Genomic DNA, 22,228 nt, shown 5'->3' on the forward strand with positions numbered 1-22,228 from the left:
CGGATGCGTATCTCGGTTCAGGACGCGCCATTTGATCTGGGCAAAGAAAGCACTGACTTTGCCCAAGGCCATACTGATATGGGCGCGATTGTGACCTTTACAGGCCTTGTGCGGGATCTGCCGGATGATCCGCTTGAGGTCATGGAAATCGAACATTATCCCGGAATGACGGAAAGCGCCCTGCGCGAGATGGCACAAACCGCTGTTGCACGGTTTTCGCTGGGCGATGTTCTGGTGATCCACCGCTATGGGCCGCTGTACCCCGGTGAGATGATCATGATGGTCGCCACCGCCGCACGGCACCGCAAGGATGCCTTTGAGGCGGCGGAATTCTTGATGGATTACCTCAAATCGCGCGCCCCGTTCTGGAAGCGGGAAGTCACGGCACAAGGGGCAGATTGGGTTGCGTCAAAGGACGAAGACGAGGATGCGCTGGGCCGTTGGTAACGCGCAAGCGTCTGAAAAATATATAGTAAATCTCTGTTGATGTGGATCAAGGTGATGCCGCCTTTATTGCGGCATACTGTTGATAACGCAGCAAAAGGGAGATGAAATATGTTTAGCAATATCGTAGTCGGTTTTGACGGGTCCGAGCCGTCGCAGAATGCGCTTAAAGTGGCTTGCGACCTCGCGCAGAAGTACGGTTCGGCAGTTCATCTGTCACATACACCTGTGCATGAAACGGTCGCTTTCGCTTTGGGGGCCGTGGCCGGATATCATGTGGCGACGACGATGCCCAAACCCGAAGAAATCAAAGAGGCCTCGGACAAGGTCTTCGCTCAGGCACAGTCCATTGCTGATGCGGCAGGTGGTGCAAAACTGGTGCCTCATGTCGGCGGCGGCGATCCGGCACATGATATGCTGGATTGTGCCAATGCGGTTGGCGCTGATCTGATTGTGACGGGGCGGCGCGGCTTGGGCAATCTGACTGCATTGATGATGGGCAGCACATCGGCCCATGTGGCCCACCACGCAAAATGTGCCTGTTTGACGGTTGCTTGAGCCAGCTAACCGTTAATCTTGCAGCGGTTGCAGTGAGGACAACCAAAAGTTGTTGATTTTTCTGCCGTTGCACGGCACATGTTCGGCCATGACACTAAGAAACACTCAATATTCCTATCGGGATGCGCAGGATGTTCCGGCGTTTTCTGATGAGGGGCCGGTCTGTGTTATGGACGCAAACTGTGCCCTTTGCGCACGCAGTGCGATGTGGATTGCCCGCAATGATCACCGCGGTGAGTTTCGGATTGTCCCACTGCAATCGGATCTTGGGGCAGCATTGATGCAGCACTATGGCCTTGACCCCGACGACCCAAACTCTTGGCTCTTTTTGGAGGAGGGCCGCGCCTATTCCGGGCTGGATGCCTTGGCGCATGTGGGTCGGCGGCTCGGCGGTATCTGGCGCAGCTTAAGTGTTGTTCTGATTCTGCCCCGTCCAGTGCGGAACGTCCTTTACCGATTTGTAGCGCGCAACCGGTATCGTTGGTTCGGAACGGCGAACCTGTGTTTTGTTCCTGACCCGGAAGTTCGGAAAAGACTGATCAAGTGAAACTGCCCTGATCGGGGGCTGTGGTGCGTGACAGCCTTGCTGCGCTCAAGCGCCCTTTTGGCGATCAATATAGGCGCGCATTTCTTCGGCCTCGTGACGCGCATCGCGCAATCCATCCATCGCGGCCCGCAATTCGGCTTCGGTCTGGGACAGTTGGTTGGTCAGCTCTGCCTCACGTTGCTGCAGATACGTGATCGCCTGATCACGGGTCTCTTCCGCTTCGTGCAGTTCCTGGCTCATCCGGTCAAGTTGTTCAACGTCACCGGCGGCCACGCGGGTAAACCGGTGCAAAAGCCAATTGGCAAACCAGCCGAGACAAAAGGCAACAAAAAGAATAATCGCGGTGGCGAGGACAAATTCAGTTCTGCTCATCGGATGGGCCTTCTGCGTCGGATGCTTCCGGTGTATCGCCCGATTCCGCGATACTTTCCAGCGTTGTTTCTTCGGGAACGGCAACCGTATCGGGGCGGATCAATTTGAATTCAATGCGCCGGTTGGCCTCGCGGCCTGCTTCGGTTTTGTTGTCGGCAATGGGTGTGGCCTCGCCATAGCCTTGGGCATTGAAAGATCCGGTCAGAACGCGGCGGGCCCGCAATTCGTTTAGAACAGATTCTGCGCGGCTTTGGCTGAGGGCGAGGTTCATGCTTTCGCGGCCCTGGCTGTCTGTGTGGCCCTGAATTTCCAATGGCAGATCCCCGCAGCGTTTGAGGATTTCCGCAATGTCATCCATGGTGCCAAGGGCCGAGGCATCAATGGTTGCACTGCCCGGTTCAAAGTTGATCTTGCCCACCTTCAGCACTTCGCCGATCTCGGCCTCGCATTCGTCCGGCGTGGGCAGGCCCAGCACGGGATCAAGTTTTTCCTGATAGGCCACGTCGATTGTGTAATCGGCCCCTTCGCCCAGTTTGTCGGACAAAAGTGAGGCAATCTCGGTGCTGGCATCAGGGTTGCCGGTGTTGCCGGTCACCGAAAGGCTATCTGGGGTGACGGTCACCGCGCCGTTGTTCAATGCGGCCAAAGCTTCGAGCCCCGTCAGAACGCGCGGCGTCCAGTCGCCGGGCAGGTTCTCTGCGATACGGGCGGCGGTATAGACCTTGTCAGACCCGAACCGCGCTTTGGCATAGCTGTCGGCCAGTTCGCGCAGGGTTTGATCGCTGACGCGGCCCCGCAATTGCACTTGGCCTTCGGGGCTAAGCGTGGCTGTAAATTCGGGCGGACCGGCGTTGGGGTCTTCGACTTTGGGCAACTTCGCCTTGAGGGCAAACACTTCGGGCAGGCTGGTTTCCAACTCACCGACAACACGGTCAAATAGGGCTTGATCGGCGCCGGGCAGGGCCACCAAGGTGATGTCGGCATCGGCGAATGTGACGGAGCCACCTTCCAGACGTTGCACAGCTTCGATGGCTTGTGTGACGGCCTTGCCCCAGTTTGGACTGGGTACGCCAAGGCCAACGGTACAGCGGGCAGTGCCAGTGACACCGGCGCGGGTGCCTGTCGCGAGAATACGGATACGGGCCTCTTCAGTGTCGGCGGAACAGGCATCAAAACGGGCACCGTTTTCGTCAATGCCAAAGCGCAGGGCGAAAGGCGTGATCACCGGGCGCGGTGCGGCGATATCCATAACCAGCGTCAGGTTGGGCGGCGCGGCGCGGCGCAACTTGGCTTCAATCGCGGCTTTGGCCTCCGGGCTGTCGGAAATGGCGGTGATCGAAACATGCCCGGCCTCAACTGATGCTTTGGCGCGGGGCAATTGGGCAATGGCGTTGATGGCAAAAGCCAGCGCCTCTTCCCAGCCGGGTGGGGCGGGATAATCGGCTGCTTCTAGCAGATCGGTGACATCCGCGTCTCCGGCCACTTTGGTAAACCTTTTTACGGTCGCCGCGCGGTCCGTGCTGGCGGGAACCAGACCGATGATGGAAATGCCGCTGTCGTTGCGCAGCACTTCGGCAGAAAAGCGGGGCGCTGCAAGAGCAGCTTGGGCTTCTACCTCCATTTCGTCGATCACCCGCGCGGCATCAACAATCGACCCTGCGGTGGTCAACGCCCGAAAGCGGATCGCCTCTGTCGGGGCGATCCCCGAAAGTGTGACCTGAAGGCCATCGGCCTGCACTTCGGCCCAGGTCATGGCATTGTCATCCAGCGCATCGCGCACCCCGATTTCGGAGGATTCCTCAATCAGTTTGACGGAAAAGTTGGCGGCAACCAGCGAAACAACCGCCGCAGCGGTAAACGTCAGGCTGATGATCAAAAGAGCGGACAGGCGCATGCGTCAACTTCTGTACAGTTCAAGGTCAGCCTTTGATACGCCCGCAGGCGCGGGGGTGCAATCACGCCAGCAGGCTTGCGGCAAAAAACACAAGCGGGATCATGCCGGTATCGCGGTTGACGCGAAAAAGTTGCAGCATTTTTGCGGGATCATGGATGTCGAGCCCGCGCAATTGCCACGCCATATGCCATCCCATCGCCCAAGGTCCGGCAAGGGCAATAACCATCGCTAGAACCGAGGCATTGGGCAATGCGGCAAAGACCACGGCCAGCCCCATCAGGCCAACAGTGGCCATCAAGAACCGGCGCAACCATTGTGATGTGTTCTCGCCAAACAGGCGGGCGGTGGATTTGACCCCGATCAACGCGTCATCCTCGGTGTCTTGATGGGCGTAGATGGTATCGTAGAACAACGTCCAGGCGATGCCCGCGCCATAAAGCAAAAGAGCAGGCGATCCGAGGCTGCCGGTATGTGCTGTCCAGACCAGCAAAGCGCCCCAGTTGAAAGCGACACCCAGAAACACCTGTGGCCACCATGTAAACCGCTTTGCGAAGGGGTAAATCACCACGGGGATCAATGACAAAACCCCAAGCGAGATCGCCGCGTGATTGAAAGTGAACAGTATCAATGCGGCGAGAATGATCTGCGCAAACATCCAGACCAAAGCTTGCCGCGCAGTGACGCGCCCTGACGGGATCGGCCGGGACCGGGTGCGGGCGACCTGCGCATCAAATTTGCGATCGGTGATATCATTCCAAGTGCAGCCCGCACCGCGCATCAGCCAAGCGCCCATGCCGCAGCCGACAAAGATCCACAGATCCTCCCAGCGGAGAGATTGATCAAACAAGATCGCCAGCGCCAAACCCCACCAGCACGGCAGCAACAAAAGCCATGTTCCAATAGGCCGATCCGCGCGGCTGAGCTGTAGATAGGGGCGGGCCGCGGCGGGCGCGTATTTGTCCACCCAATTGTCTGCCGGGGCGTCTGCCACAGTTTGATCGTCCGGTGCATCTGGCGAAGGCGGGTGGTCTTGCATATATCTTGGCCCATGAGTGCAAAAATCAGACTTTATGTAGATCACCCACTGGGGCCGGGGCAATCGGTTCCTTTGGACAAAGCGCAGGCGCACTACCTTTTTGGGGTGATGCGACTGGCTGTTGGGGCGCAGGTGCTGCTGTTTAATGGCCGCGATGGCGAATGGCGGGCGGATGTAGTGGAGGCGGGCAAGCGGGGCGGTATTCTGGTTTGCGATGTGCAAACGCGGGACTTGCAGATGCCCCCCGATCTATGGCTGATGTTTGCCCCGATCAAAAAGGCCCGAACCGATTTCATCGTGGAAAAAGCCGCCGAGATGGGCGCGGCGCGAATTGTGCCGGTTATGACGGATTTTACCAATGCTGGACGGGTGCAACGCGATCGCTTGCAAGCCCATGCCGTTGAAGCGGCAGAGCAATGTGGCGGCACATTTGTGCCCGAGGTGGCCGAAGCGGTGAAGTTCGACCGTCTGCTGGACGGCTGGCGCCCGGAGCGCCGGATCATGTTTTGTGACGAGGCATTGGCACAAAACGGCGGTGCGGCGGGGCTGGCGGGCGCAGACACTGGACCCTGGGCCATTCTGATTGGACCCGAAGGCGGATTTTCAGAGCGTGAGCGTGGCAGGTTGCAGCGGCTGGAGGCGGCACATGCGGTGCGCCTTGGTCCGCGGATTTTGCGTGCGGACACGGCGGCGGTGGCGGCGATGACGCTTTGGCAACAGTCCATGGGCGATTGGGCGTGAGGGCGAAGTATTCTTTGCAAGCACTGGGGGTTTCACACCCCCAGACCCCCGTGGAGGTTTTTTTAGCCAAATGAAGATGGGCAGTTTGCGATGAGTTTTTTCAGACCAGAGGCACGGGCGCAGCTGTGGCGTTGGCGCGAAGTGATCGCGGCGACCGGTGTTGTCCTTATCGGTATCTGGATGGTGGCGGGGCCGGGGCTTTTGCTGGCGATCCCCGGTTATGCTTTGATCCTTGGCGGTGTTGCGCTGGCTTGGCTGGGTGTGCAGCGCGGGCGGTTTCGCGGGGCGGATGGCGGCGCGGGCGCGGTGCAGGTGGACGAGGGGCAGGTGAGCTATTTTGGCCCGTTGACCGGGGGCACAGTGGCCCTGCGCGAGATGGACAGCCTGACCTTGGACGGGGCGATGTTTCCGGCGCATTGGCGACTGACCCAGCGAGGGCAGCCTGCCTTGTTGATCCCGGTGAATGCGGCGGGGGCGGAGGCGCTTTTTGATGCATTTGCGACGCTGCCGGGGCTGCGCACCGAGCGGATGCTCAGCATGTTGAACGCAAATTCCCATCAAGCGGTTGTGATCTGGCGGCGCGGCCCACCGGGGCAAAACCCGCAGCAGCTGCATTGACACCCCTCGCAATTCCCCGCATCCCTTCGGAAGCACAGAGCCAATATCGGAGCCTTTAATATGTCCATTCCTCAATCCGGCGGTGGCCCGATCGAACATCGCGACCAGCTTGCGCAATATCTTGCGGACGGCTGTAAACCCAAGGAAGATTGGCGCATTGGCACCGAACACGAGAAGTTTGGCTATTGCAAAGACACGCTTTTGCCGCTGCCTTATGAGGGAGAACGGTCCATCCGCGTGATGCTGGAAGGGCTACGCGACCGGCACAATTGGGCTCCTGTCGAAGAGGGCGGTAAACTGATCGGCCTTGAGAAAGACGGCGCGAATATCTCGCTTGAGCCGGGAGGGCAGTTGGAATTGTCCGGTGCGCCGGTCGAGACCATTCATGAAACCTGCGACGAGGTGAACACGCATCTTAAGCAGGTCAAGGATGTGGCCGATGAGATCGGTGTTGGCTGGATCGGTCTGGGCGCGGCCCCGGTCTGGACCCACGAGCAGATGGATCTGATGCCCAAGGGCCGCTACAAGTTGATGAACGACTATATGACCAAGGTTGGCACCATGGGCCGGGTGATGATGCGCCGGACCTGTACGGTGCAGGTCAACCTTGATTTCGGGTCCGAGGCTGACATGGTCAAGAAGATGCGCGTGGCGCTGGCCCTGCAGCCGGTGGCGACCGCCCTGTTTGCCAATTCACCGTTCTTTGAGGGCAAACCCAATGGCCACAAATCCTGGCGCAGCCGGGTTTGGCGTGATCTGGATGGTGCCCGCACCGGGATGTTGCCCTTTGTGTTTGAGGATGGCTTTGGCTTTGAACGCTGGGTGGATTATGCACTCGATGTGCCGATGTATTTTGTCTATCGCGATGGCCAGTATATCGATGCGCTTGGCATGTCTTTCCGTGACTTTATGGAAGGCAAATTGCCTGCCTTGCCCGGCGAAACACCAACGCTCAGCGATTGGGCCGATCATCTGACCACAGCCTTTCCCGAGGCGCGGATGAAAAAGTTTATCGAAATGCGCGGGGCCGATGGTGGCCCTTGGCGGCGGCTGTGCGCCCTGCCGGCATTCTGGGTAGGTCTGATGTATGATCAGAACGCGCTGGATGCGGCATGGGATCTGGTCAAGGGTTGGACCGCCGAGCAGCGCGATGCCTTGCGCATTGCCGCGTCAGTGCACGGACTGCAAGCCGAAGTGGACGGTATCAAGATGCATGACATCGCCCATGAGGCTGTGATGTTGTCTGATATGGGGCTGCGCGCGCGCCGCCGTACGGGCGCGGGTGGTCTGGTGCCGGATGAGACACATTTCCTGAATGCGCTGAAAGAAAGCATCGAAAGCGGCAAGGTGCCAGCGGATGAGCTTTTGGAAGACTACCACGGCAAATGGGGCGGCGATCTGGACCGGATTTATGCCGAGTACAGTTACTAACCGCCCGCTCTAACCTACCCGCGTCGTGAGCACCTTGATCGCAATCGCGCCAAAGGCCAGTGCAAAGAACCCCTCAAACCCTCGTTTGGCGCGGGTGTAGGCGGCGGTCATCGGCGCGGATGAAAAGATCAGCGCATAGAGGTGGAACATCAGCAGGCTTTGCACGCCGACCGCTGCGATCACGGTGATCAGGGCGCTGGGCGCGGTGCCGGGCGGGATGCCGATGGCGTATAGCGCCCCGAAAAACAGGACCGCTTTGGGGTTTGTCAGATGCAGGGCCAGCCCCTTGGCATAGGCGCGGCGCGGGGTGGTTTTGGGCAGCGGCTTGGTGGTGATCTTGTTACCCATCCAAGCGGCGCGGGCGGATTTCACCGCCAGCCACATCAGGTAGGCCGCGCCGATATAGCGGACGACCTCAAACACCCAGACATTGGCGGACATCACTGCTCCAAGGCCAAAGGCCGCCGCGATGGACCACATGAAAGATCCGGTGGTCACGCCCGACGCCAGCGCCAGCCCGGACCGCCTCCCCGATGACATGGATGTGCCTGCAATGGCCAAGGTGGCGGGGCCGGGGCTGCCTGCGGCGATAAACGCGGCAAAGAGGATCACAGGGAGGTTTACATCAGTCATGTTGGCTCTTTCGGGTCTGGGCGGTAGCCGCGCAGGAATGAGATGACCTTTTCGGCAGGCATTTCGCAAGGGTAAAGCCGGGGACCGTCCTTGGGCGCGTAGAAATTCAGGCTGATATAGTCCGGCCCACCCAGTTCCTGTGCCACCAGTTTTTGCGATTTTCCTGCCGCGAAGAGGCTGCGGGTTACGAGATATCGGCGATTGTTGTAATGTCCGGTGCCTGCGCCGATGGGAATGGCGTCGAGATGTGCCGCGACATCATCGGGGGGTTTCACCCCTTTTGGCCAATCTTGGGTTCTTCGCCGGATCGGATGCGTTTGATATTGGCGCGGTGCCGCCAGTAGATCAGCAAGGTCAGAGCCACGCCCAGAACAACCATCTGCCCAAAGTTGAGCAGGACCATCAAAAACGTCGATGCCGCCGCCGCTGCCAATGCGCCCATTGAGGAAATTCGTGTGCTAAAGGCGCCGATCAGCCATGCAATGCAGCACCCAACCCCGACAGGCCAGGCGAGTGCCAATAGCAGGCCGAGCAATGTCGCCACACCTTTGCCGCCCTTAAAGCGGAGCCAGATCGGATAGCAATGCCCCAGCATCGCGGCAATCGCAGCTATCTGTGCGGCATCCTCGCCGACCATTGCGCGGGCCAATAGGACGGCCACTGCGCCTTTGCCGCCGTCAAACAGCAGGGTCAGCGCCGCGGCGGTCTTGTTGCCGGTGCGCAAGACATTGGTCGCGCCGATGTTGCCAGATCCGATATCACGTAGGTTTCCCAGGTTCATCACACGCGCGAGGATCATCCCAAACGGGATGGACCCGATCAGATACCCCAGCAGGGCCCAAACCGTCAGAATAAGGGGAGAGGAGATAATCTCTGGCATCAGTGGGCCTCAAATACGCAATTGCCTGCAACAAAGGTTTTCAGCACCTTACCCTGCATCCGCATCCCGTCAAATGGCGTGTTGAGCGACTTGGAGCGCAGCGAGCTGCGGTCCATCACAAAAGGCGCATCGGGGTTGAACAGCACCAGATCGGCCGGGGCACCGGCTTGCAATCGTCCGGCGGGCAGGCCAAGCCGCTTGGCCGGGTTCAGCGACATTGCGCGCCAGAGCGTTGGCAAATCCATTACCTCGGCGTGAACCAGACGCATGGCGGCGGGCAAAAAAGTCTCTAGCCCAACCGCGCCGGAGGCAGCCTCTTCGAACGGCAGCCGTTTGGATTCTTCGTCCTGCGGGGTGTGCATTGAACAGATGATGTCAATCAAACCACTGGCGACAGCATGGGCGACCGCAAGGCGGTCCTCTTCGTCGCGCAGGGGCGGTTTGAGTTTGAAAAACGTCCTGTAATCGGCCACGTCCAGCGCATTGAGCGTCAGGTGGTGAATGCCCACACCTGCCGTGATGTCCAGCCCGTTGGCTTTGGCCCGTTCCAATGCGGGCAGGGCGCGGGCCGTGGTGATCTGGTCGGCGTGATATTTTGCGCCGGTCATTTCGATCAAGGCGATGTCGCGGTCCAGCCCCATACGCTCTGCCATCGGCGAGACAGCAGGCAATCCGCGCACCGAGGCAAATTTGCCCGATGTGGCAGCGGCGCCTTTGCTCAGGATCGGCTCTTGCGGGTGGGCGATGACCAAGGCGCCAAGGCTGCGGGCATAGGTCAATGCACGGCCAAACACCTTGGTGTCAGTCACAACGTGATCGCAATCGGTAAAGGCAGCGGCGCCTGCATCCATCAAAAACCCGATCTCGGTCATTTCACGGCCCGCGCGGCCTTTGGTCAGGGCGGCCATTGGCACCACATTGACCGGCGCTGCCTCATTGGCGCGGCGGGTGACAAATTCGAGCACTTCAGGGCTGTCGATGGCGGGGTCTGTGTCGGGGCGCGTGATCATCGTTGTGACGCCGCCTGCTGCTGCGGCCTGCCCGGCGGAACGATAGCTTTCTTTGTGACGCTCACCCGGCTCGCAAACTTTGACCCCAAGATCGACAATGCCGGGGGCAAGGTATTGGCCGCCACAGTCGATGACGTCCGCCCCTTTCGGGGCCGTATCCTCGCCAATTTGCAGAATTTTACCCCCCGAAACCGTCAAACCCCCGGTGATGATCTGTCCGGCGTCTGGGTCAATCAGCTTGGCATTGGTGAAATGCAGGGTCATGGCGGGCCTTCGCGTATATGGAGTTGCGCCCTCTTGCCTGAAAAACCGGTTCAAACCAAGAGGGGATGTCGTGAGCGATGATCAAAGCGCGGTTTGCGCTGCCTTGATCTGCGCCACGACCTCGGCAGGGTGAGCCAGATCGCGGATCACGACAGACTGGCCGTTTCGCAATGTCACGACAACACGCGACAGCCATTGTTTGCGCAGGGTTGTAATATCGCTCAGGGCCACCTGCCCATGGCCTTCGGGGCCGTCATAAATCAAGGCGGCAGCCGTCAGCTGCCAAACCTCGCGGCGGCGCCTGCGCCATGCGGCCAAATCTTCAATGGCGAAGACACCGACAAGACCGGCTGTCGCAAGCAATGACCAACCGGACCCGAGGCGGAGCATCTCGTTATAGGGCGTTTCGGAAAAGGCCAGCGCAAGACCTGCGGGCAGTTGCAACCCGAGTGCCGTCAGCGCGGTGACAATCGCAATACGCCGCAGGATCGCTTTGGGCGCGGGCCGCCATTGCGCAATGGGGTCTACCCGATCCACAACATCATGCCGACCACGCCAAAGGCCACCAGTAGCGCGATCATCGCGATGCGGCCGGACATTTTGGGATCGGGTTTGGGTTCTTGCATGGGCAGGTCTTAGCGGAATGTGCCGCGCTGCGCCAGTGGTGCGATACCTGTCACAGCGCCCACCACAAAATCAAGGCGCCCAAAACGATCAATCCGGCCACGACCATCGCGCCCGCGCCGCGTCCGCCCGCCGGATTAGGCGGTGTGGTTTGTGCGTGACCACTGTAAGGCGCGGCGGCCTCGCTGGTCAGCGGACCTTCGGGTTGCGCAGGTTTTGTTTCGCCGTAAGTGCCAATTAAGGTCAGTTGCAATGCGGGGTTCAGCACGGCCGCTTTGCCGCGAAAGGCCGTGGAATAGACCAGCATCACCCACCCATCCAGCGCGGCCAGTTTGGCCGCATCGCGATCCAGCGTCTCGGATTGTACGTCCAGACCTTCGCGCAGATAGCCCAGCAGCCCAATTTGATCGAGATCTGCAATGCGGATGACTTCGACGCCCTTGGGATCCACCTCCGCGCCCAGCATTGTCGACAGCGATCCGGGGTTCTCAAGCGTTTGTGCTGCCCCATCAGGCAGCGAAACCGAGAACACTCTGACCTGCCCGTGTTCGTTGCGGGGGATGTCAATCGTCCTCATGGCGCTGCTCCTTTGATGTGTCCGGTGTCACGAACACAACGCCTAGGCGGCTCGTGCGTTCCGAATGTTTTGTGCCAGAAGGTCCATCGCGGCCATCCGTACGGCCACGCCCATCTCGACCTGATCCTGAATAACGCTGCGATTGATGTCATCGGCAAGGGTGCCGTCAATCTCAACGCCGCGGTTCATTGGGCCGGGGTGCATGACGATGGCATCGGGCTTGGCGTGGGCCAGTTTTTCGGCGTCCAGCCCGTAGCGGTGATAGTACTCCCGCTCGGACGGAATGAAACCGCCATCCATGCGTTCTTTCTGCAGGCGCAGCATCATCACCACGTCCACATCTTTCAGGCCCTCGGCCATGTCATCAAAGACTTCGACGCCAAATTCACCGATTTGCGATGGCATCAAGGTGGGCGGGCCAATCAGGCGGATGCGATTCTCCATCTTGCCCAGCAACATGATGTTCGACCGGGCCACGCGGCTGTGGGCGATATCGCCGCAGATCGCGATGGACAGACGGTGCAACCGGCCCTTGGCCCGGCGGATGGTCAAGGCATCCAGCAAAGCCTGCGTCGGGTGCTCGTGGCGCCCGTCACCGGCGTTCAACACAGCACAGTTTACCTTTTGCGCCAGCAGATCAACCGCGCCCGATTGCGGATGGCGCACCACCAGAAGGTCGGGATGCATCGCGTTCAGTGTCAGCGCCGTATCAATCAGCGTTTCGCCCTTTTTGATCGACGAGGCCTGCATCGCCATGTTCATCACATCCGCGCCGAGCCGTTTGCCCGCGATCTCAAAGCTGGCCTGCGTGCGGGTCGAGTTTTCAAAGAACATGTTGATCTGGGTCATGCCCGCCAGCACGTCGTTGTGCTTGTCCGCCTGCCGGTTCAGATCGGCATAAAAATCGGCGCGGTCCAGAATGGCGGTGATATCTGGCGGGGACAGCGGCTCAATGCCAAGCAGGTGACGGTGGGGGAAGGACATGGGCAGACCCTTTTGCAGCGTTGCGGCCTTATAGGCGGGCATTGCCCTGCGCGGCAAGGTGATTGAGGGGCGGCGGCCCTGTTCCTGCGCAAATTGCCGCATGTCGAACAGGGGTTTTGGTTCCCGTCGCCGCAGGCGTAAGTTGGGTGCATGGAATCAGTGAATTTTCATCATGATCTGGCCCTGCTGGACTGGCAGGTCGAACTGGGCGCGACAGAGGCGATCTGCGATGCGCCGGTCAACCGCTATGAGGTGCCCGCCGCGGTTGAAAAGCCAAAAAAAGCGGTTGCTGCTGGCGTCCAGCCGGGCATCGTCGCCCCCGTCGAGGTGGATGCCGTTGCAGAGGCTGAGCGGGCGGCGCAGGCCGCGCAATCCTTGCCGGAACTGCAAGAGGCGCTCGCCCGGTTTGAGCTGTGCGATCTCAAGAAAGGTGCGCGGAACCTTGTGTTTTCTGACGGTATCGCAGGAGCCCGCGTGATGATTGTGGGAGAGGCGCCGGGCCGGGACGAAGACCGTGCAGGTAAGCCCTTTGTGGGCCGCGCCGGTCAATTGCTGGACCGGATGTTTGGCGCGATTGACATGGGGCGGGCCAATGCGGATGCGCCGATTTATATCACCAATGTTCTGCCTTGGCGGCCGCCGCAAAACCGCGACCCCAAGCCCGAAGAGATCGCGATGATGCGCCCGTTTTTGCTGCGGCATATCGCGCTGGCCAAGCCCGAGGTGTTGGTGGCGGTGGGCAATCATGCCTGTCAGGCGCTATTGAACAAACGCGGAATAACCCGCTTGCGCGGTCAATGGGCCGAGGCGGCGGGCTTGCCCGTGATCCCGATGTTCCATCCCGCATATCTGCTGCGCAATACAGATGCCAAGCGGGAGGCATGGGCAGATTTGTTAAGCCTGAAGGGGCGATTGACCAAATGATTGATCTGCTGACATTGGCCGCGTTTGTGCCTGCCTCTCTGGCGCTGAACCTGACGCCGGGGGCGGATATGATGTTTTGTCTCGGGCAGGGGCTGCGCTCTGGGCCAAGGGCGGCAGTTGCGGCGAGCGCGGGCATTTCGGCGGGGTCGATGGTGCATGTTTTGCTGGCGGGGCTGGGCCTTGGCGCGGTGATCGCGGCGGTGCCTTGGGCGTTTGATGCGATCCGCTGGGCGGGCGTGGCCTATTTGCTGTTCCTGGCGGTGCAGTCCCTGCGCAGCCATGGTGGAGCGCAGCATAAGGCGGCAGCGCTGCGTCCTGCGCGGGCCTTTGCAACGGGATTTATCGTGAATCTGACCAATCCCAAGCTGATCTTCTTTGTGCTGGCGTTCTTGCCGCAGTTTGTGAAGCCCGAAGCGGGCAGCGTCTTGCTGCAGTTCCTGATTTTTGGTTCGATCATCGGGCTGTTTGGCTTTTTCATTAACGCCGCTGTCGGCGTCTTCGCAGGTGGTGTTGGTCGGCGTGTGGCCTCGGGCAGCCGCGCGTTAAGCTGGATCACCAGCGGAATTTTTGTCGCGCTTGCGGCGCGATTGGCCCTGATGGAGCGAACATGAGCAGAATTGACGAAACCATGGAGTTTGTCCCTGTCCGTATTGCGGTGCTAACCGTGTCGGACACGCGGGCGTTGGCAGACGACAAATCCGGCGATGTTCTGGCCGCGCGGATCGAGGCGGCAGGGCACACCTTGAAAGAACGCAACATCGTGCGCGACGAACGCAAATTGATCGCAGATCAGCTGCGGACATGGTGCGCGGACGGCGATATTGATGTGGTGATCAGCACCGGTGGTACGGGATTGACCGGCCGCGATGTGACCGTTGAGGCGCACCGGGATGTTTACGAAAAAGAGATCGAAGCCTTCGGGACGGTCTTTACCATTGTGTCGATGCAAAAGATCGGCACCTCCGCCGTGCAAAGCCGCGCCACGGGCGGCGTGTCCAATGGCACCTATCTCTTTGCGCTGCCTGGATCGCCGGGGGCCTGCAAGGATGCCTGGGACGAGATTTTGTGCAAACAGCTCGATTATCGGCACCGGCCGTGCAACTTTGTGGAAATTATGCCGCGTTTGGATGAACACAAACGACGGAAGTAACGCGGGCCCCCGTATCACCTTGTGACTTGGCTTTTGTGTACGGGCCACTAGGTTAAATGAGCGGCGCATGTCCGCAGGTGATGGGATAGCGATGCGGTTTCTGAGACAAAGCATGATCGGTCTGTTTCTGGCGGCGCTGACGTTTGGCCTGCTGGCCTATGCCGTGTCTTTGGTGGGCGGTGCCCTGCGCGAACGCCTTGCCGATGAGGCCAAGGCCCCGCCAGCGCGGGAACGGGTGTTTGCCGTGAACGTGCAAATGGCACAGGCACAGGATGTGACCCCGGTTTTGCAAAGCTTTGGCGAGGTGCAAAGCCGCCGATTGCTGGAACTTCGCGCGGCAGGCAGTGGCCGTGTGATCGGGTTGGCCGAAGGGTTTGAGGACGGCGGCACAGTTGTGGCCGGGCAAGAGCTGGTGCAGCTGGACCCGGCAGATGCGCAATCTGCGGTGGACCGCGCGTCCAATGATCTGTCCGATGCCGAAGCCGCCGTGCGCGACGCGGATCGCAATCTTGCCTTGGCCCGTGATGAGTTGGCCGCAGCCGAAGATCAGGCGAGCTTGCGCGAACGCGCGTTGATCCGGCAACAAGATCTGGCCGAGCGGGGCGTGGGCACCACAGCAGCAACCGAAACCGCTGAACTGGCGGTCTCAGCCGCGCAGCAGGCGGTGCTGTCACGGCGGCAGGCGCTGGCGCAGGGTCAAACCCGTGTGGATCAGGCCGCAACAGGATTGGCACGCTCGCGCATTGCGCTGGCCGAGGCGCGGCGGCGGCTTGAGGATACCACTTTGACCGCGCCCTTTGATGGCACGTTGTCTTCGACCAATGTCGTGGTGGGGCGCTTGGTCTCTGCCAATGAACGGCTGGCGGAGCTGATTGATCCCGATGATCTGGAAGTGTCTTTCCGGCTGTCGACCGCGCAATTTGCGCGATTGTTGGATGATCAAGGCGGGTTGATCCGTGCGGATGTGGATGTGATTCTGGATGTCGCCGGTGTGGATCTGACAGCAAAAGGCCGGATCAGCCGTGCTGCCGCTGCGGCGGGTGAAGGGTCTACTGGACGCCTGATCTTTGCGGCCCTGGGCAGTGCGCCGGGGTTCAAGCCGGGCGATTTTGTGACCGTTCAGGTGCGGGAGCCAGAGCTGCCTGGCGTTGTGCGCTTGCCCGCCTCGGCGGTGGATGCGGGCGGCGAGGTTCTGGTGCTGAACGCCGAAGACCGGCTTGAGGCGGTGCAAGTTACGGTGCTGCGCAATCAGGGCGATGATGTGCTGGTGCGCGGGCCGATCCTTGGCCGTGAGGTTGTTGAGGCACGCTCACCCCTGCTTGGCGCAGGGATCGCGGTGAAACCATTGCGGCGCGGCGCGGATGGCGCGGCCACTGCGCCGCCGGACGAACCTGAAATGCTTGAGTTGACCGAAGAACGCCGCGCCCGGCTTGTGGCATTTGTCGAGGGGAACAAACGGATGCCAAAAGAGGCCAAAGCACGGGTGTTGGCACAATTGTCAAAACCGCAGGTGCCCGCCCGCATGGTGGCTCGCATTGAAAGCCGCATGGGGGGCTAGCTATGGCACGGCCCATCGGATCTGCGGCAGGGGGCATCCTGTCCTATTTCACCCGCCATGCCACGGCGGCGAACCTGTTGCTGGTGGTGCTTTTGGTGGCCGGATTTGCCGCCGCGCCCAATATGCGCGCGCAGTTCTTTCCTGATGTGATCATCGACAATGTCTCTGTGACAACGCTGTGGAGCGGGGCCGGGGCCGAAGATGTGGACGAGGCCATCGTGCAGGTACTTGAGCCTGCTTTGCTGGGTGTTGAGGGTGTCGAAAGTTCCAACAGCACCTCGCGCGAAGGGCGCGGTGTGGTGACGCTGGATTTTGAGCCGGGCTGGGACATGGCCCGCGCGGCGGCGGATGTGCAGACGGCGGTCGATGCCATTACGACACTGCCCGATGATGCCGAAGACCCCAACGTGCGGCGCGGCGCTTGGCGGGACAGGGTCACAGATGTGGTGATCACCGGCCCGATTGCCCCCGCGCAACTGGGCCGTTTTGCCGATGAATTTGTAACGCGTCTCTTTGCGGCGGGCGTCACGCGCACCACCATCCAAGGGGTCGCCGCGCCAGAAACATTGGTCGAGGTGCCCTCGGCCAAGCTGATTGCGTTTGACGTGTCCATGGCAGATATCGCCAGCGCCATTGCCGCCGAGGTCGACGCCGATCCAGCGGGGGATGTGAGCGGCGCGAACGCGCGGGTGCGGACAGGCACCGCCAAACGCAGCGCGGCGGAGATTGCTGGCATTGTCCTGCGGTCTAATCCTGACGGGTCAAAATTGACCATTGGTGATGTCGCGCTCGTTCGCACCCAAGGCGTGGACCGCGAACGCAGCTTTTTTGTCGGGCCGGACCCGGCGATGTCGATCCGGGTTGACCGCTCTGACAGGGGCGATGCTATCGCCATTCAAGAACGGGTAGAACAGGTCGCCGCTGAATTGCAGGCGGGCTTGCCGGCCTCTGTCACGGTGGAGCTGATCCGCACCCGCGCCGAGGCAATCACCGGGCGTCTGGATTTGCTGATCGACAATGGCCTAATGGGGCTTGGGTTGGTCGTTGGGCTGCTGTTTTTGTTCCTCAATGCGCGCACCGCGTTCTGGGTTGCGGCAGGCATTCCCGTGGCGATGGGGGCGGCGATTGCGCTGATGTATGCGGCGGGTTTGACGCTGAACATGATCTCGCTTTTTGGGCTGATTATCACGCTGGGCATTGTCGTGGACGATGCGATTGTGGTGGGTGAACACGCCGATCACCGCTATCGCGCACTTGGCGAAGGGGCGATGCAAGCGGCGGAGAACGCCGCGCGGCGCATGGCAATGCCGGTGTTTGCGGCGACTTTGACCACCATCATCGCCTTCTTTGGGTTGGTCGCTGTGGGCGGGCGCTTTGGCGATTTGATCCGCGATATTCCTTTCACGGTGATTGCGGTTTTGGCGGCCTCGCTGGTCGAATGTTTCTTGATCCTGCCCAACCATATGGCCCACGCCATGCGGGCGGCAGCCAAGCAGCATTGGTATGATCTGCCCAGCCGTATCACCAATATTGGCTTTGTCTGGCTGCGTGAAAACCTGTTCCGCCCGTTTATGGCTGGGGTGATCCGAGGGCGGTATGTGGTGCTGGCCGGGGTGATCGCGATTTTGGCCTCGCAGGTGGCGCTGTTCATCAACGGTGATGTCCAGTGGCGGTTCTTTAATGCGCCCGAGCGTGGCTCTGTTACCGGCAATTTTGCCATGGCAGAGGGTGCAACTCGTGCCGATACGCTTGAGATGATGCGCGAGATGCAGCGCGCAACAGAGGCTCTTGGCGCAGAGTATGAAGAGCGCCACGGGGTGAATCCGCTGGATTATGTCATCGCGCAAACGGGCGGCAATTCGGGCTATGGGCTGGCGGTGGCCGATGGCAAAGACAACGATCTGCTGGGCGGCATTTCCATTGAATTGATCGATGCCGATTTGCGCCCTTATTCCAGCTTTGCTTTTGTCGGAGAGCTTCAGGACCGTGTGGTGCAGCATCCACTGGCCGAAACGGTCAGCTTTCGGGGGTGGCGGTCCGGCCCCGGAGGGGATGCGCTGGACGTGCAGTTTTACGGGGCGGATACAGATACGCTCAAGGCCGCATCAGAGGCGCTGCAATCGGCGCTGCGGCAATATCCGGAAGTCAGCGCGGTTCAGGACAATCTGGCCTATGACAAAGAGGAGTTGATCCTCGATCTGACGGCACAGGGACAGGCGCTTGGCTTTACCATCGACACGCTGGGCCGGGCCTTGCGCAACCGTTTGGGCGGGATCGAGGCCGCGACCTATCCCGATGGGCCACGTTCCGCTGCGATCCGCGTTGAACTGCCCAAAGGCGAGCTGACCGCCGATTTTCTGGACCGTACCCAGATGCGCACCCCTGCGGGTCAATACGTGCCGCTGGCCGATATCGTCAGCGTGGAACGGCGCACCGGGTTCAGTACAGTGCGGCGTGAGAACGGCATTCGGCTGATCTCGGTGACCGGCGACATTTCCGAAGACGACCCCGCCCGCGCCAGCGAAATTGGTGAGGCCTTGCAGAATGACATCTTGCCGCGCATTGCCTCCGAATTGCAGGTTGAATTCCGTCTGGCCGGGTTGAGCGAGCAGGAAGACGCGTTCCTGAGCGATGCATTGACCGGATTGATCCTGTGTCTGACCGGGATTTTCCTTGTTCTGGCGTGGATCTTTGGATCATGGACCCGGCCCTTGGTGGTGATGGCGATCATTCCGTTTGGATTGGTCGGCACAATCTATGGCCATGCTCTGTGGGAGGTGCCGTTGAGCATGTTCACAGTGGTTGGCCTGCTGGGAATGACAGGCATTATCATCAACGATTCCATCGTTTTGGTCACAACGATTGACGAATACGCCAAGACGCGCGGTTTGATCCCGTCGATCATTGATGGCGCGGCTGATCGGTTGCGGCCTGTGATGTTGACGACGATGACCACGGTTCTGGGCATGGCGCCGCTGCTGTATGAGCAAAGCCAGCAGGCGCAATTCCTTAAACCGACGGTGATCACTCTGGTTTATGGTTTGGGCTTCGGGATGCTGCTGGTGTTGCTGGTGGTGCCTGCACTGGTGGCCGCGCAGCATGACGTGGCCCGCCAGATCGCCGCGATGCGGCGCGGAACGGCAGCGCCGGTGCGCAGCCTACGCTGGGGTTTGTTGGTGCTGTGGTCGTTGATCGCTGCATGGGGGGCGGTGACGCTGGGCTGGGCTGCATGGCAGGGCGCTGTGCATCCGCAGGTGTTGGCGCTGTTGCCGATGCTCGCCAGCCTCAAAGCGATGAGCGGGGCCTTGGCGGCGTTTGTTGCCGGTGCGTTGGTGGTGGCCTTGGCGGGCTATGCCGGGGGGATCGCGGTTTATACCATCGGTGGACGCAAGCGGCAGGCCGCTTAACCTGGTGCGCAGCCTTTGATCTCAACCGAGTGTTTTTTTCCCAGCACGGTGATCACCATCTCCGAGCGGTTGACGGCCAATGCGCTGCCGCTGACCGAGGCCAGTTCCGCCTGAACCGTCAGCGTTCTGCCAGACCGGCTTGCGCGGGTTTCGCTCATCCACAGGTCGGGGTTCGGGGTTTCAAACACCACAACCTCTTTGCCGCCCGCGTGGGGCAAGGTCAGTGTGGCGGTGATTTGCAATCCATCTGACGTCGGCCGCAGGGCGCAGGTGGCGGATTTGACGCCCGCCTCCTTGGCCGAATAAGGCCGCGACGCCAAAGCGGCGGCAATCACCGGGGTTGGCTTGGTTGAGGTGCTGTCCAAGGTTGCGCTCAGGGTCAGTTGTTGCGGCACGCAGATGTCGCTGCATACGCCAATGTCCAGCGTGGCATGCAGATTGATCGGTTGGCCTGACCGGCGCGGCGCGATGGCTAAGGGCAAGACGAGTTCGCGGGCATAGCCAATGGTGCGCATCCCGCTTTGGCTGAAGACCTCTGGTGTGGGCCAGATCACCCGCACCGCTTTGAGATTGCCGGATTTCGACCAATTGAACTGTGGCGGGATACCCGCATCGCCGGGGGTGCGCCAATAGGTTTTCCACCCTGGTAGCAACGTCAATCGCAACGCGGCCACGCGGCTGCCGTCGGCCTGCTGCCATCCGGTCAGAATGTCGCCGGTGACCGGGATCTCGAAAGCGTCCTGCGCCATTGCGGGCAGGGGCGCAAAGAGGGCCATCGCGCCACAAAGCGCGAGCGAGCTGAATAGACGTTTGATCATACCCCTACATGGGACAATACGGCGTCACAGCCAAGTCACGTTTGCATCAGCCATGTTTCGCGCCTTTGTGCCGCGCCCCTTGCCCCGATGGCGGTGAGGGTGCATCCTGAACGGGAAATTTGGGGACAATGTTGATGGCCGATCAGGCGCTGGATCTCACAGGAAAGCTGCTTGTCGCGATGCCGGGCATGGGCGATCCGCGGTTTGACCACTCGGTGATTTACCTTGTGAGCCACTCGGATGAAGGGGCCATGGGGCTGATCGTGAACAAGCCCGCGCCGGGCGTGTCGCTTGCCGATGTGCTGGATCAGTTGGAAAGCGCACCACCCTCCGGCGGCCCTTTGCATGGGGTGCATTTTGGCGGTCCGGTTGAAACAGGGCGTGGATTTGTTTTGCATTCGGATGAGTATTGCTCTGCGATCCATACGCTGAAGATTGCGCCGGGCTTTGCCCTTACAGCGACGCTGGATATTCTGGAAGACATCGCGCAGGGCAACGGACCAGAAAGCAGCCTGCTGATGCTTGGGTATTCCGGCTGGGGTCCGGGGCAGCTTGAGGGCGAGATTGCGCAAAATGGCTGGCTGACCTGCGATGTGCCGCCGGGTCTGGTGTTTGGGATGACCGATGCCAAGAAATGGGCGGCGGCGCTGGAAAGCATCGGGATTGATCCTTTGGGACTTTCGGCCACCGCGGGCCACGCCTAGCCAAGTAGCCGGATCAGCGCGGCGCGGCGGCGCGTTGCAAACGATCATTGATCGCACGGCCCAGCCCCTGCATCGGTACAGGCGCCACCGCGATCGGGCGGCCGGTGCTGTTGAGCTGATGCAGATGCCCAAAGAGGTTGGCTGCCGCTTCGGTCAGATCACCAGAGGCCGACAGGTTCAGATCACAGACCACCGGTCCAAAGCCCAGCAAGATCTCATCGCCCCGCGCGGAGGTCGCGTTCAGGCGCACAGCCGCATCTGGCGCATAATGCGAGGCCAGCTGCCCCGGCGCGATGATCTCGGATCCTTGGGCGTTTTGCACAGGTTGACCCAGCGCGGCTTCAATCGCCTCTTGCGGCAGGCCACCTGCACGCAGGACAACAGGCGCCTCGCCGGTGAGGCCGACAATCGTGCTTTCCAATCCAACGGTACAGGGACCATCGTCCAGTACCGCCGTAATCCGCCCGGCAAGCCCGGCTTTGACATGATCGGCGGTTGTGGCGCTGATCCGGCCTGATGGATTGGCAGACGGGGCGGCTACCGGCCCGCCAAATTCGGCCAGCAGACGCCGCGCGGCGGGGTGCATCGGCACGCGCAGGGCAACGCTGTCCAAGCCAGCCGTCACCAAAGGCGACAACCCCTGATCATCGCGCAGCGGCAAAACCAAAGTCAGCGGGCCGGGCCAAAAGGCGCTCGCCAGTATTTCGGCGGCATCGGACCATTCTGCGTAGTCCTGCGCCATCGCTGCATCCGCCAGATGGACGATCAGTGGATTGAAGCTGGGCCGGCCTTTTGCCTCGTAAATCCCCGCTACCGCCTGCCCATTGGTGGCATCTGCACCAAGGCCGTAAACCGTCTCTGTCGGGAAGGCGACCAAACTCCCTTGGCGCAGCAACGCGGCTGCACTGGCGATGCCATCCTGCGTGGCGGAGAGGATTTTTGTGTCCATGTCCATCTCTGTCCGTGACGCCGCGTTCAGGTTGCGGGACTGCGGTTGCCGTTTCATGCTGATCTCAATACCAGCAGCCCTTAGCAGGGCAGGATCGTGTTTGCC

24 protein-coding genes are annotated in these 22,228 nt (G+C 60.7%); 12 read left to right on the forward strand and 12 right to left on the reverse strand.

The genetic code is table 11. The features are described from left to right. Positions 1 to 3 precede the first annotated feature (3 nt). The 3 genes from C8N31_RS07875 (at position 4) to C8N31_RS07885 (ending at position 1,549) form a co-directional block, all read left to right on the forward strand. The gene (locus C8N31_RS07875) at positions 4 to 447 is read left to right on the forward strand and encodes a molybdenum cofactor biosynthesis protein MoaE (protein ID WP_025047973.1); all 444 of its coding nucleotides are present in this window, start codon (positions 4 to 6) and stop codon (positions 445 to 447) included. Between the two features lie 108 nt (positions 448 to 555). After that, positions 556 to 1,002 carry a universal stress protein gene (locus C8N31_RS07880; RefSeq protein WP_025047972.1) on the forward strand — a complete coding sequence of 149 codons (447 nt, stop codon included), beginning with the start codon at positions 556 to 558 and terminating at the stop codon, positions 1,000 to 1,002. An 88-nt stretch (positions 1,003 to 1,090) separates the two neighbouring features. Continuing rightward, positions 1,091 to 1,549 carry a thiol-disulfide oxidoreductase DCC family protein gene (locus C8N31_RS07885; protein WP_025047971.1) on the forward strand — a complete coding sequence of 153 codons (459 nt, stop codon included), beginning with the start codon at positions 1,091 to 1,093 and terminating at the stop codon, positions 1,547 to 1,549. Positions 1,550 to 1,594: 45 nt separating this feature from the next. On the opposite strand, the gene C8N31_RS07890 is transcribed toward C8N31_RS07885, so the two are convergent. From C8N31_RS07890 to ubiA, 3 genes are all read right to left on the reverse strand, one after another. Then, positions 1,595 to 1,921: a hypothetical protein gene (locus C8N31_RS07890; protein WP_025047970.1), complete on the reverse strand. Its 327-nt coding sequence runs from the start codon at positions 1,919 to 1,921 to the stop codon at positions 1,595 to 1,597. Next, on the reverse strand, positions 1,908 to 3,815 hold the full coding sequence (locus tag C8N31_RS07895) for an OmpA family protein (RefSeq protein ID WP_025047969.1): 1,908 nt from the start codon (positions 3,813 to 3,815) through the stop codon (positions 1,908 to 1,910). The genes C8N31_RS07890 and C8N31_RS07895 overlap by 14 nt, the downstream gene beginning before the upstream one ends. A 61-nt stretch (positions 3,816 to 3,876) precedes the next feature. Further along, complete coding sequence (ubiA, locus tag C8N31_RS07900; protein ID WP_025047968.1) at positions 3,877 to 4,851, reverse strand: 4-hydroxybenzoate octaprenyltransferase; 975 nt, start codon at positions 4,849 to 4,851, stop codon at positions 3,877 to 3,879. 12 nt (positions 4,852 to 4,863) lie between these two features. On the opposite strand from ubiA, the gene C8N31_RS07905 reads away from it, so the two are divergent. The 3 genes from C8N31_RS07905 to C8N31_RS07915 all read left to right on the forward strand — a co-directional run bounded on the left by C8N31_RS07905 (position 4,864) and on the right by C8N31_RS07915 (position 7,641). Then, entirely contained in the window at positions 4,864 to 5,592 is a 729-nt protein-coding gene (locus tag C8N31_RS07905; RefSeq protein ID WP_025047967.1) for a 16S rRNA (uracil(1498)-N(3))-methyltransferase, read from the forward strand. A 90-nt stretch (positions 5,593 to 5,682) separates the two neighbouring features. Continuing rightward, the gene (locus tag C8N31_RS07910; RefSeq protein WP_025047966.1) at positions 5,683 to 6,210 is read left to right on the forward strand and encodes a hypothetical protein; all 528 of its coding nucleotides are present in this window, start codon (positions 5,683 to 5,685) and stop codon (positions 6,208 to 6,210) included. Positions 6,211 to 6,270: 60 nt separating this feature from the next. After that, the gene (locus C8N31_RS07915) at positions 6,271 to 7,641 is read left to right on the forward strand and encodes a glutamate--cysteine ligase (RefSeq protein ID WP_025047965.1); all 1,371 of its coding nucleotides are present in this window, start codon (positions 6,271 to 6,273) and stop codon (positions 7,639 to 7,641) included. Between the two features lie 9 nt (positions 7,642 to 7,650). Here the strand turns inward: C8N31_RS07915 and C8N31_RS07920 are convergent, their stop codons facing one another. From C8N31_RS07920 to C8N31_RS07950, 7 genes are all read right to left on the reverse strand, one after another. Then, complete coding sequence (locus tag C8N31_RS07920; protein ID WP_025047964.1) at positions 7,651 to 8,274, reverse strand: LysE family translocator; 624 nt, start codon at positions 8,272 to 8,274, stop codon at positions 7,651 to 7,653. Then, positions 8,271 to 8,549 carry a hypothetical protein gene (locus tag C8N31_RS07925; RefSeq protein WP_025047963.1) on the reverse strand — a complete coding sequence of 93 codons (279 nt, stop codon included), beginning with the start codon at positions 8,547 to 8,549 and terminating at the stop codon, positions 8,271 to 8,273. Before C8N31_RS07925 ends, C8N31_RS07920 begins: the two co-directional genes overlap by 4 nt. Then, complete coding sequence (gene plsY, locus C8N31_RS07930) at positions 8,546 to 9,154, reverse strand: glycerol-3-phosphate 1-O-acyltransferase PlsY (RefSeq protein ID WP_025047962.1); 609 nt, start codon at positions 9,152 to 9,154, stop codon at positions 8,546 to 8,548. Before plsY ends, C8N31_RS07925 begins: the two co-directional genes overlap by 4 nt. Continuing rightward, positions 9,154 to 10,428 (reverse strand): dihydroorotase, encoded by a 1,275-nt coding sequence (gene pyrC, locus C8N31_RS07935; protein WP_025047961.1) that lies wholly within the window; start codon positions 10,426 to 10,428, stop codon positions 9,154 to 9,156. Before pyrC ends, plsY begins: the two co-directional genes overlap by 1 nt. Before the next feature lie 81 nt (positions 10,429 to 10,509). Continuing rightward, positions 10,510 to 10,965, reverse strand: coding sequence for a hypothetical protein (locus tag C8N31_RS07940; protein WP_025047960.1), 456 nt, complete (start codon positions 10,963 to 10,965; stop codon positions 10,510 to 10,512). Positions 10,966 to 11,104: 139 nt separating this feature from the next. After that, positions 11,105 to 11,629: a hypothetical protein gene (locus tag C8N31_RS07945; protein WP_025047959.1), complete on the reverse strand. Its 525-nt coding sequence runs from the start codon at positions 11,627 to 11,629 to the stop codon at positions 11,105 to 11,107. 42 nt (positions 11,630 to 11,671) lie between these two features. Continuing rightward, positions 11,672 to 12,613: an aspartate carbamoyltransferase catalytic subunit gene (locus C8N31_RS07950; RefSeq protein WP_025047958.1), complete on the reverse strand. Its 942-nt coding sequence runs from the start codon at positions 12,611 to 12,613 to the stop codon at positions 11,672 to 11,674. A gap of 150 nt (positions 12,614 to 12,763) precedes the next feature. On the opposite strand from C8N31_RS07950, the gene C8N31_RS07955 reads away from it, so the two are divergent. From C8N31_RS07955 to C8N31_RS07975, 5 genes are all read left to right on the forward strand, one after another. Then, positions 12,764 to 13,537 carry a uracil-DNA glycosylase gene (locus C8N31_RS07955; protein ID WP_025047957.1) on the forward strand — a complete coding sequence of 258 codons (774 nt, stop codon included), beginning with the start codon at positions 12,764 to 12,766 and terminating at the stop codon, positions 13,535 to 13,537. Then, a complete protein-coding gene (locus tag C8N31_RS07960; RefSeq protein ID WP_025047956.1) occupies positions 13,534 to 14,148 on the forward strand; it encodes a LysE family translocator in 615 nt (204 codons plus the stop codon). Before C8N31_RS07955 ends, C8N31_RS07960 begins: the two co-directional genes overlap by 4 nt. Next, the gene (moaB, locus tag C8N31_RS07965) at positions 14,145 to 14,687 is read left to right on the forward strand and encodes a molybdenum cofactor biosynthesis protein B (protein WP_025047955.1); all 543 of its coding nucleotides are present in this window, start codon (positions 14,145 to 14,147) and stop codon (positions 14,685 to 14,687) included. The genes C8N31_RS07960 and moaB overlap by 4 nt, the downstream gene beginning before the upstream one ends. 91 nt (positions 14,688 to 14,778) lie before the next feature. Next, the gene (locus C8N31_RS07970) at positions 14,779 to 16,245 is read left to right on the forward strand and encodes an efflux RND transporter periplasmic adaptor subunit (RefSeq protein ID WP_025047954.1); all 1,467 of its coding nucleotides are present in this window, start codon (positions 14,779 to 14,781) and stop codon (positions 16,243 to 16,245) included. A 2-nt stretch (positions 16,246 to 16,247) separates the two neighbouring features. Beyond that, positions 16,248 to 19,652 (forward strand): efflux RND transporter permease subunit, encoded by a 3,405-nt coding sequence (locus C8N31_RS07975; RefSeq protein ID WP_025047953.1) that lies wholly within the window; start codon positions 16,248 to 16,250, stop codon positions 19,650 to 19,652. On the opposite strand, the gene C8N31_RS07980 is transcribed toward C8N31_RS07975, so the two are convergent. Beyond that, positions 19,649 to 20,470 carry a protein-disulfide reductase DsbD domain-containing protein gene (locus C8N31_RS07980; protein ID WP_025047952.1) on the reverse strand — a complete coding sequence of 274 codons (822 nt, stop codon included), beginning with the start codon at positions 20,468 to 20,470 and terminating at the stop codon, positions 19,649 to 19,651. The genes C8N31_RS07975 and C8N31_RS07980 overlap by 4 nt on opposite strands. Positions 20,471 to 20,598: 128 nt before the next feature. Here C8N31_RS07980 and C8N31_RS07985 point away from each other — a divergent pair, with 128 nt between their 5' ends. Then, entirely contained in the window at positions 20,599 to 21,174 is a 576-nt protein-coding gene (locus C8N31_RS07985) for a YqgE/AlgH family protein (RefSeq protein WP_197021510.1), read from the forward strand. A 13-nt stretch (positions 21,175 to 21,187) separates the two neighbouring features. Here C8N31_RS07985 and C8N31_RS07990 read toward each other — a convergent pair whose 3' ends face one another. Beyond that, complete coding sequence (locus tag C8N31_RS07990) at positions 21,188 to 22,129, reverse strand: L-threonylcarbamoyladenylate synthase (RefSeq protein ID WP_025047950.1); 942 nt, start codon at positions 22,127 to 22,129, stop codon at positions 21,188 to 21,190. Positions 22,130 to 22,228 lie beyond the last annotated feature (99 nt).

Source organism: Sulfitobacter mediterraneus, from assembly GCF_003054325.1.
GTDB lineage: Bacteria > Pseudomonadota > Alphaproteobacteria > Rhodobacterales > Rhodobacteraceae > Sulfitobacter > Sulfitobacter mediterraneus.

Coding starts and splice junctions, on each gene's coding strand:
- C8N31_RS07875 (WP_025047973.1), top strand. CDS start 4: ATGCGTATCTCGGTTCAGGACGCGCCATTTGATCTGGGCAAAGAAAGC.
- C8N31_RS07880 (WP_025047972.1), top strand. CDS start 556: ATGTTTAGCAATATCGTAGTCGGTTTTGACGGGTCCGAGCCGTCGCAG.
- C8N31_RS07885 (WP_025047971.1), top strand. CDS start 1,091: ATGACACTAAGAAACACTCAATATTCCTATCGGGATGCGCAGGATGTT.
- C8N31_RS07890 (WP_025047970.1), bottom strand. CDS start 1,921: ATGAGCAGAACTGAATTTGTCCTCGCCACCGCGATTATTCTTTTTGTT.
- C8N31_RS07895 (WP_025047969.1), bottom strand. CDS start 3,815: ATGCGCCTGTCCGCTCTTTTGATCATCAGCCTGACGTTTACCGCTGCG.
- ubiA (WP_025047968.1), bottom strand. CDS start 4,851: ATGCAAGACCACCCGCCTTCGCCAGATGCACCGGACGATCAAACTGTG.
- C8N31_RS07905 (WP_025047967.1), top strand. CDS start 4,864: ATGAGTGCAAAAATCAGACTTTATGTAGATCACCCACTGGGGCCGGGG.
- C8N31_RS07910 (WP_025047966.1), top strand. CDS start 5,683: ATGAGTTTTTTCAGACCAGAGGCACGGGCGCAGCTGTGGCGTTGGCGC.
- C8N31_RS07915 (WP_025047965.1), top strand. CDS start 6,271: ATGTCCATTCCTCAATCCGGCGGTGGCCCGATCGAACATCGCGACCAG.
- C8N31_RS07920 (WP_025047964.1), bottom strand. CDS start 8,274: ATGACTGATGTAAACCTCCCTGTGATCCTCTTTGCCGCGTTTATCGCC.
- plsY (WP_025047962.1), bottom strand. CDS start 9,154: ATGCCAGAGATTATCTCCTCTCCCCTTATTCTGACGGTTTGGGCCCTG.
- pyrC (WP_025047961.1), bottom strand. CDS start 10,428: ATGACCCTGCATTTCACCAATGCCAAGCTGATTGACCCAGACGCCGGA.
- C8N31_RS07945 (WP_025047959.1), bottom strand. CDS start 11,629: ATGAGGACGATTGACATCCCCCGCAACGAACACGGGCAGGTCAGAGTG.
- C8N31_RS07950 (WP_025047958.1), bottom strand. CDS start 12,613: ATGTCCTTCCCCCACCGTCACCTGCTTGGCATTGAGCCGCTGTCCCCG.
- C8N31_RS07955 (WP_025047957.1), top strand. CDS start 12,764: ATGGAATCAGTGAATTTTCATCATGATCTGGCCCTGCTGGACTGGCAG.
- C8N31_RS07960 (WP_025047956.1), top strand. CDS start 13,534: ATGATTGATCTGCTGACATTGGCCGCGTTTGTGCCTGCCTCTCTGGCG.
- moaB (WP_025047955.1), top strand. CDS start 14,145: ATGAGCAGAATTGACGAAACCATGGAGTTTGTCCCTGTCCGTATTGCG.
- C8N31_RS07970 (WP_025047954.1), top strand. CDS start 14,779: ATGCGGTTTCTGAGACAAAGCATGATCGGTCTGTTTCTGGCGGCGCTG.
- C8N31_RS07975 (WP_025047953.1), top strand. CDS start 16,248: ATGGCACGGCCCATCGGATCTGCGGCAGGGGGCATCCTGTCCTATTTC.
- C8N31_RS07980 (WP_025047952.1), bottom strand. CDS start 20,470: ATGATCAAACGTCTATTCAGCTCGCTCGCGCTTTGTGGCGCGATGGCC.
- C8N31_RS07985 (WP_197021510.1), top strand. CDS start 20,599: ATGTTGATGGCCGATCAGGCGCTGGATCTCACAGGAAAGCTGCTTGTC.
- C8N31_RS07990 (WP_025047950.1), bottom strand. CDS start 22,129: ATGGACATGGACACAAAAATCCTCTCCGCCACGCAGGATGGCATCGCC.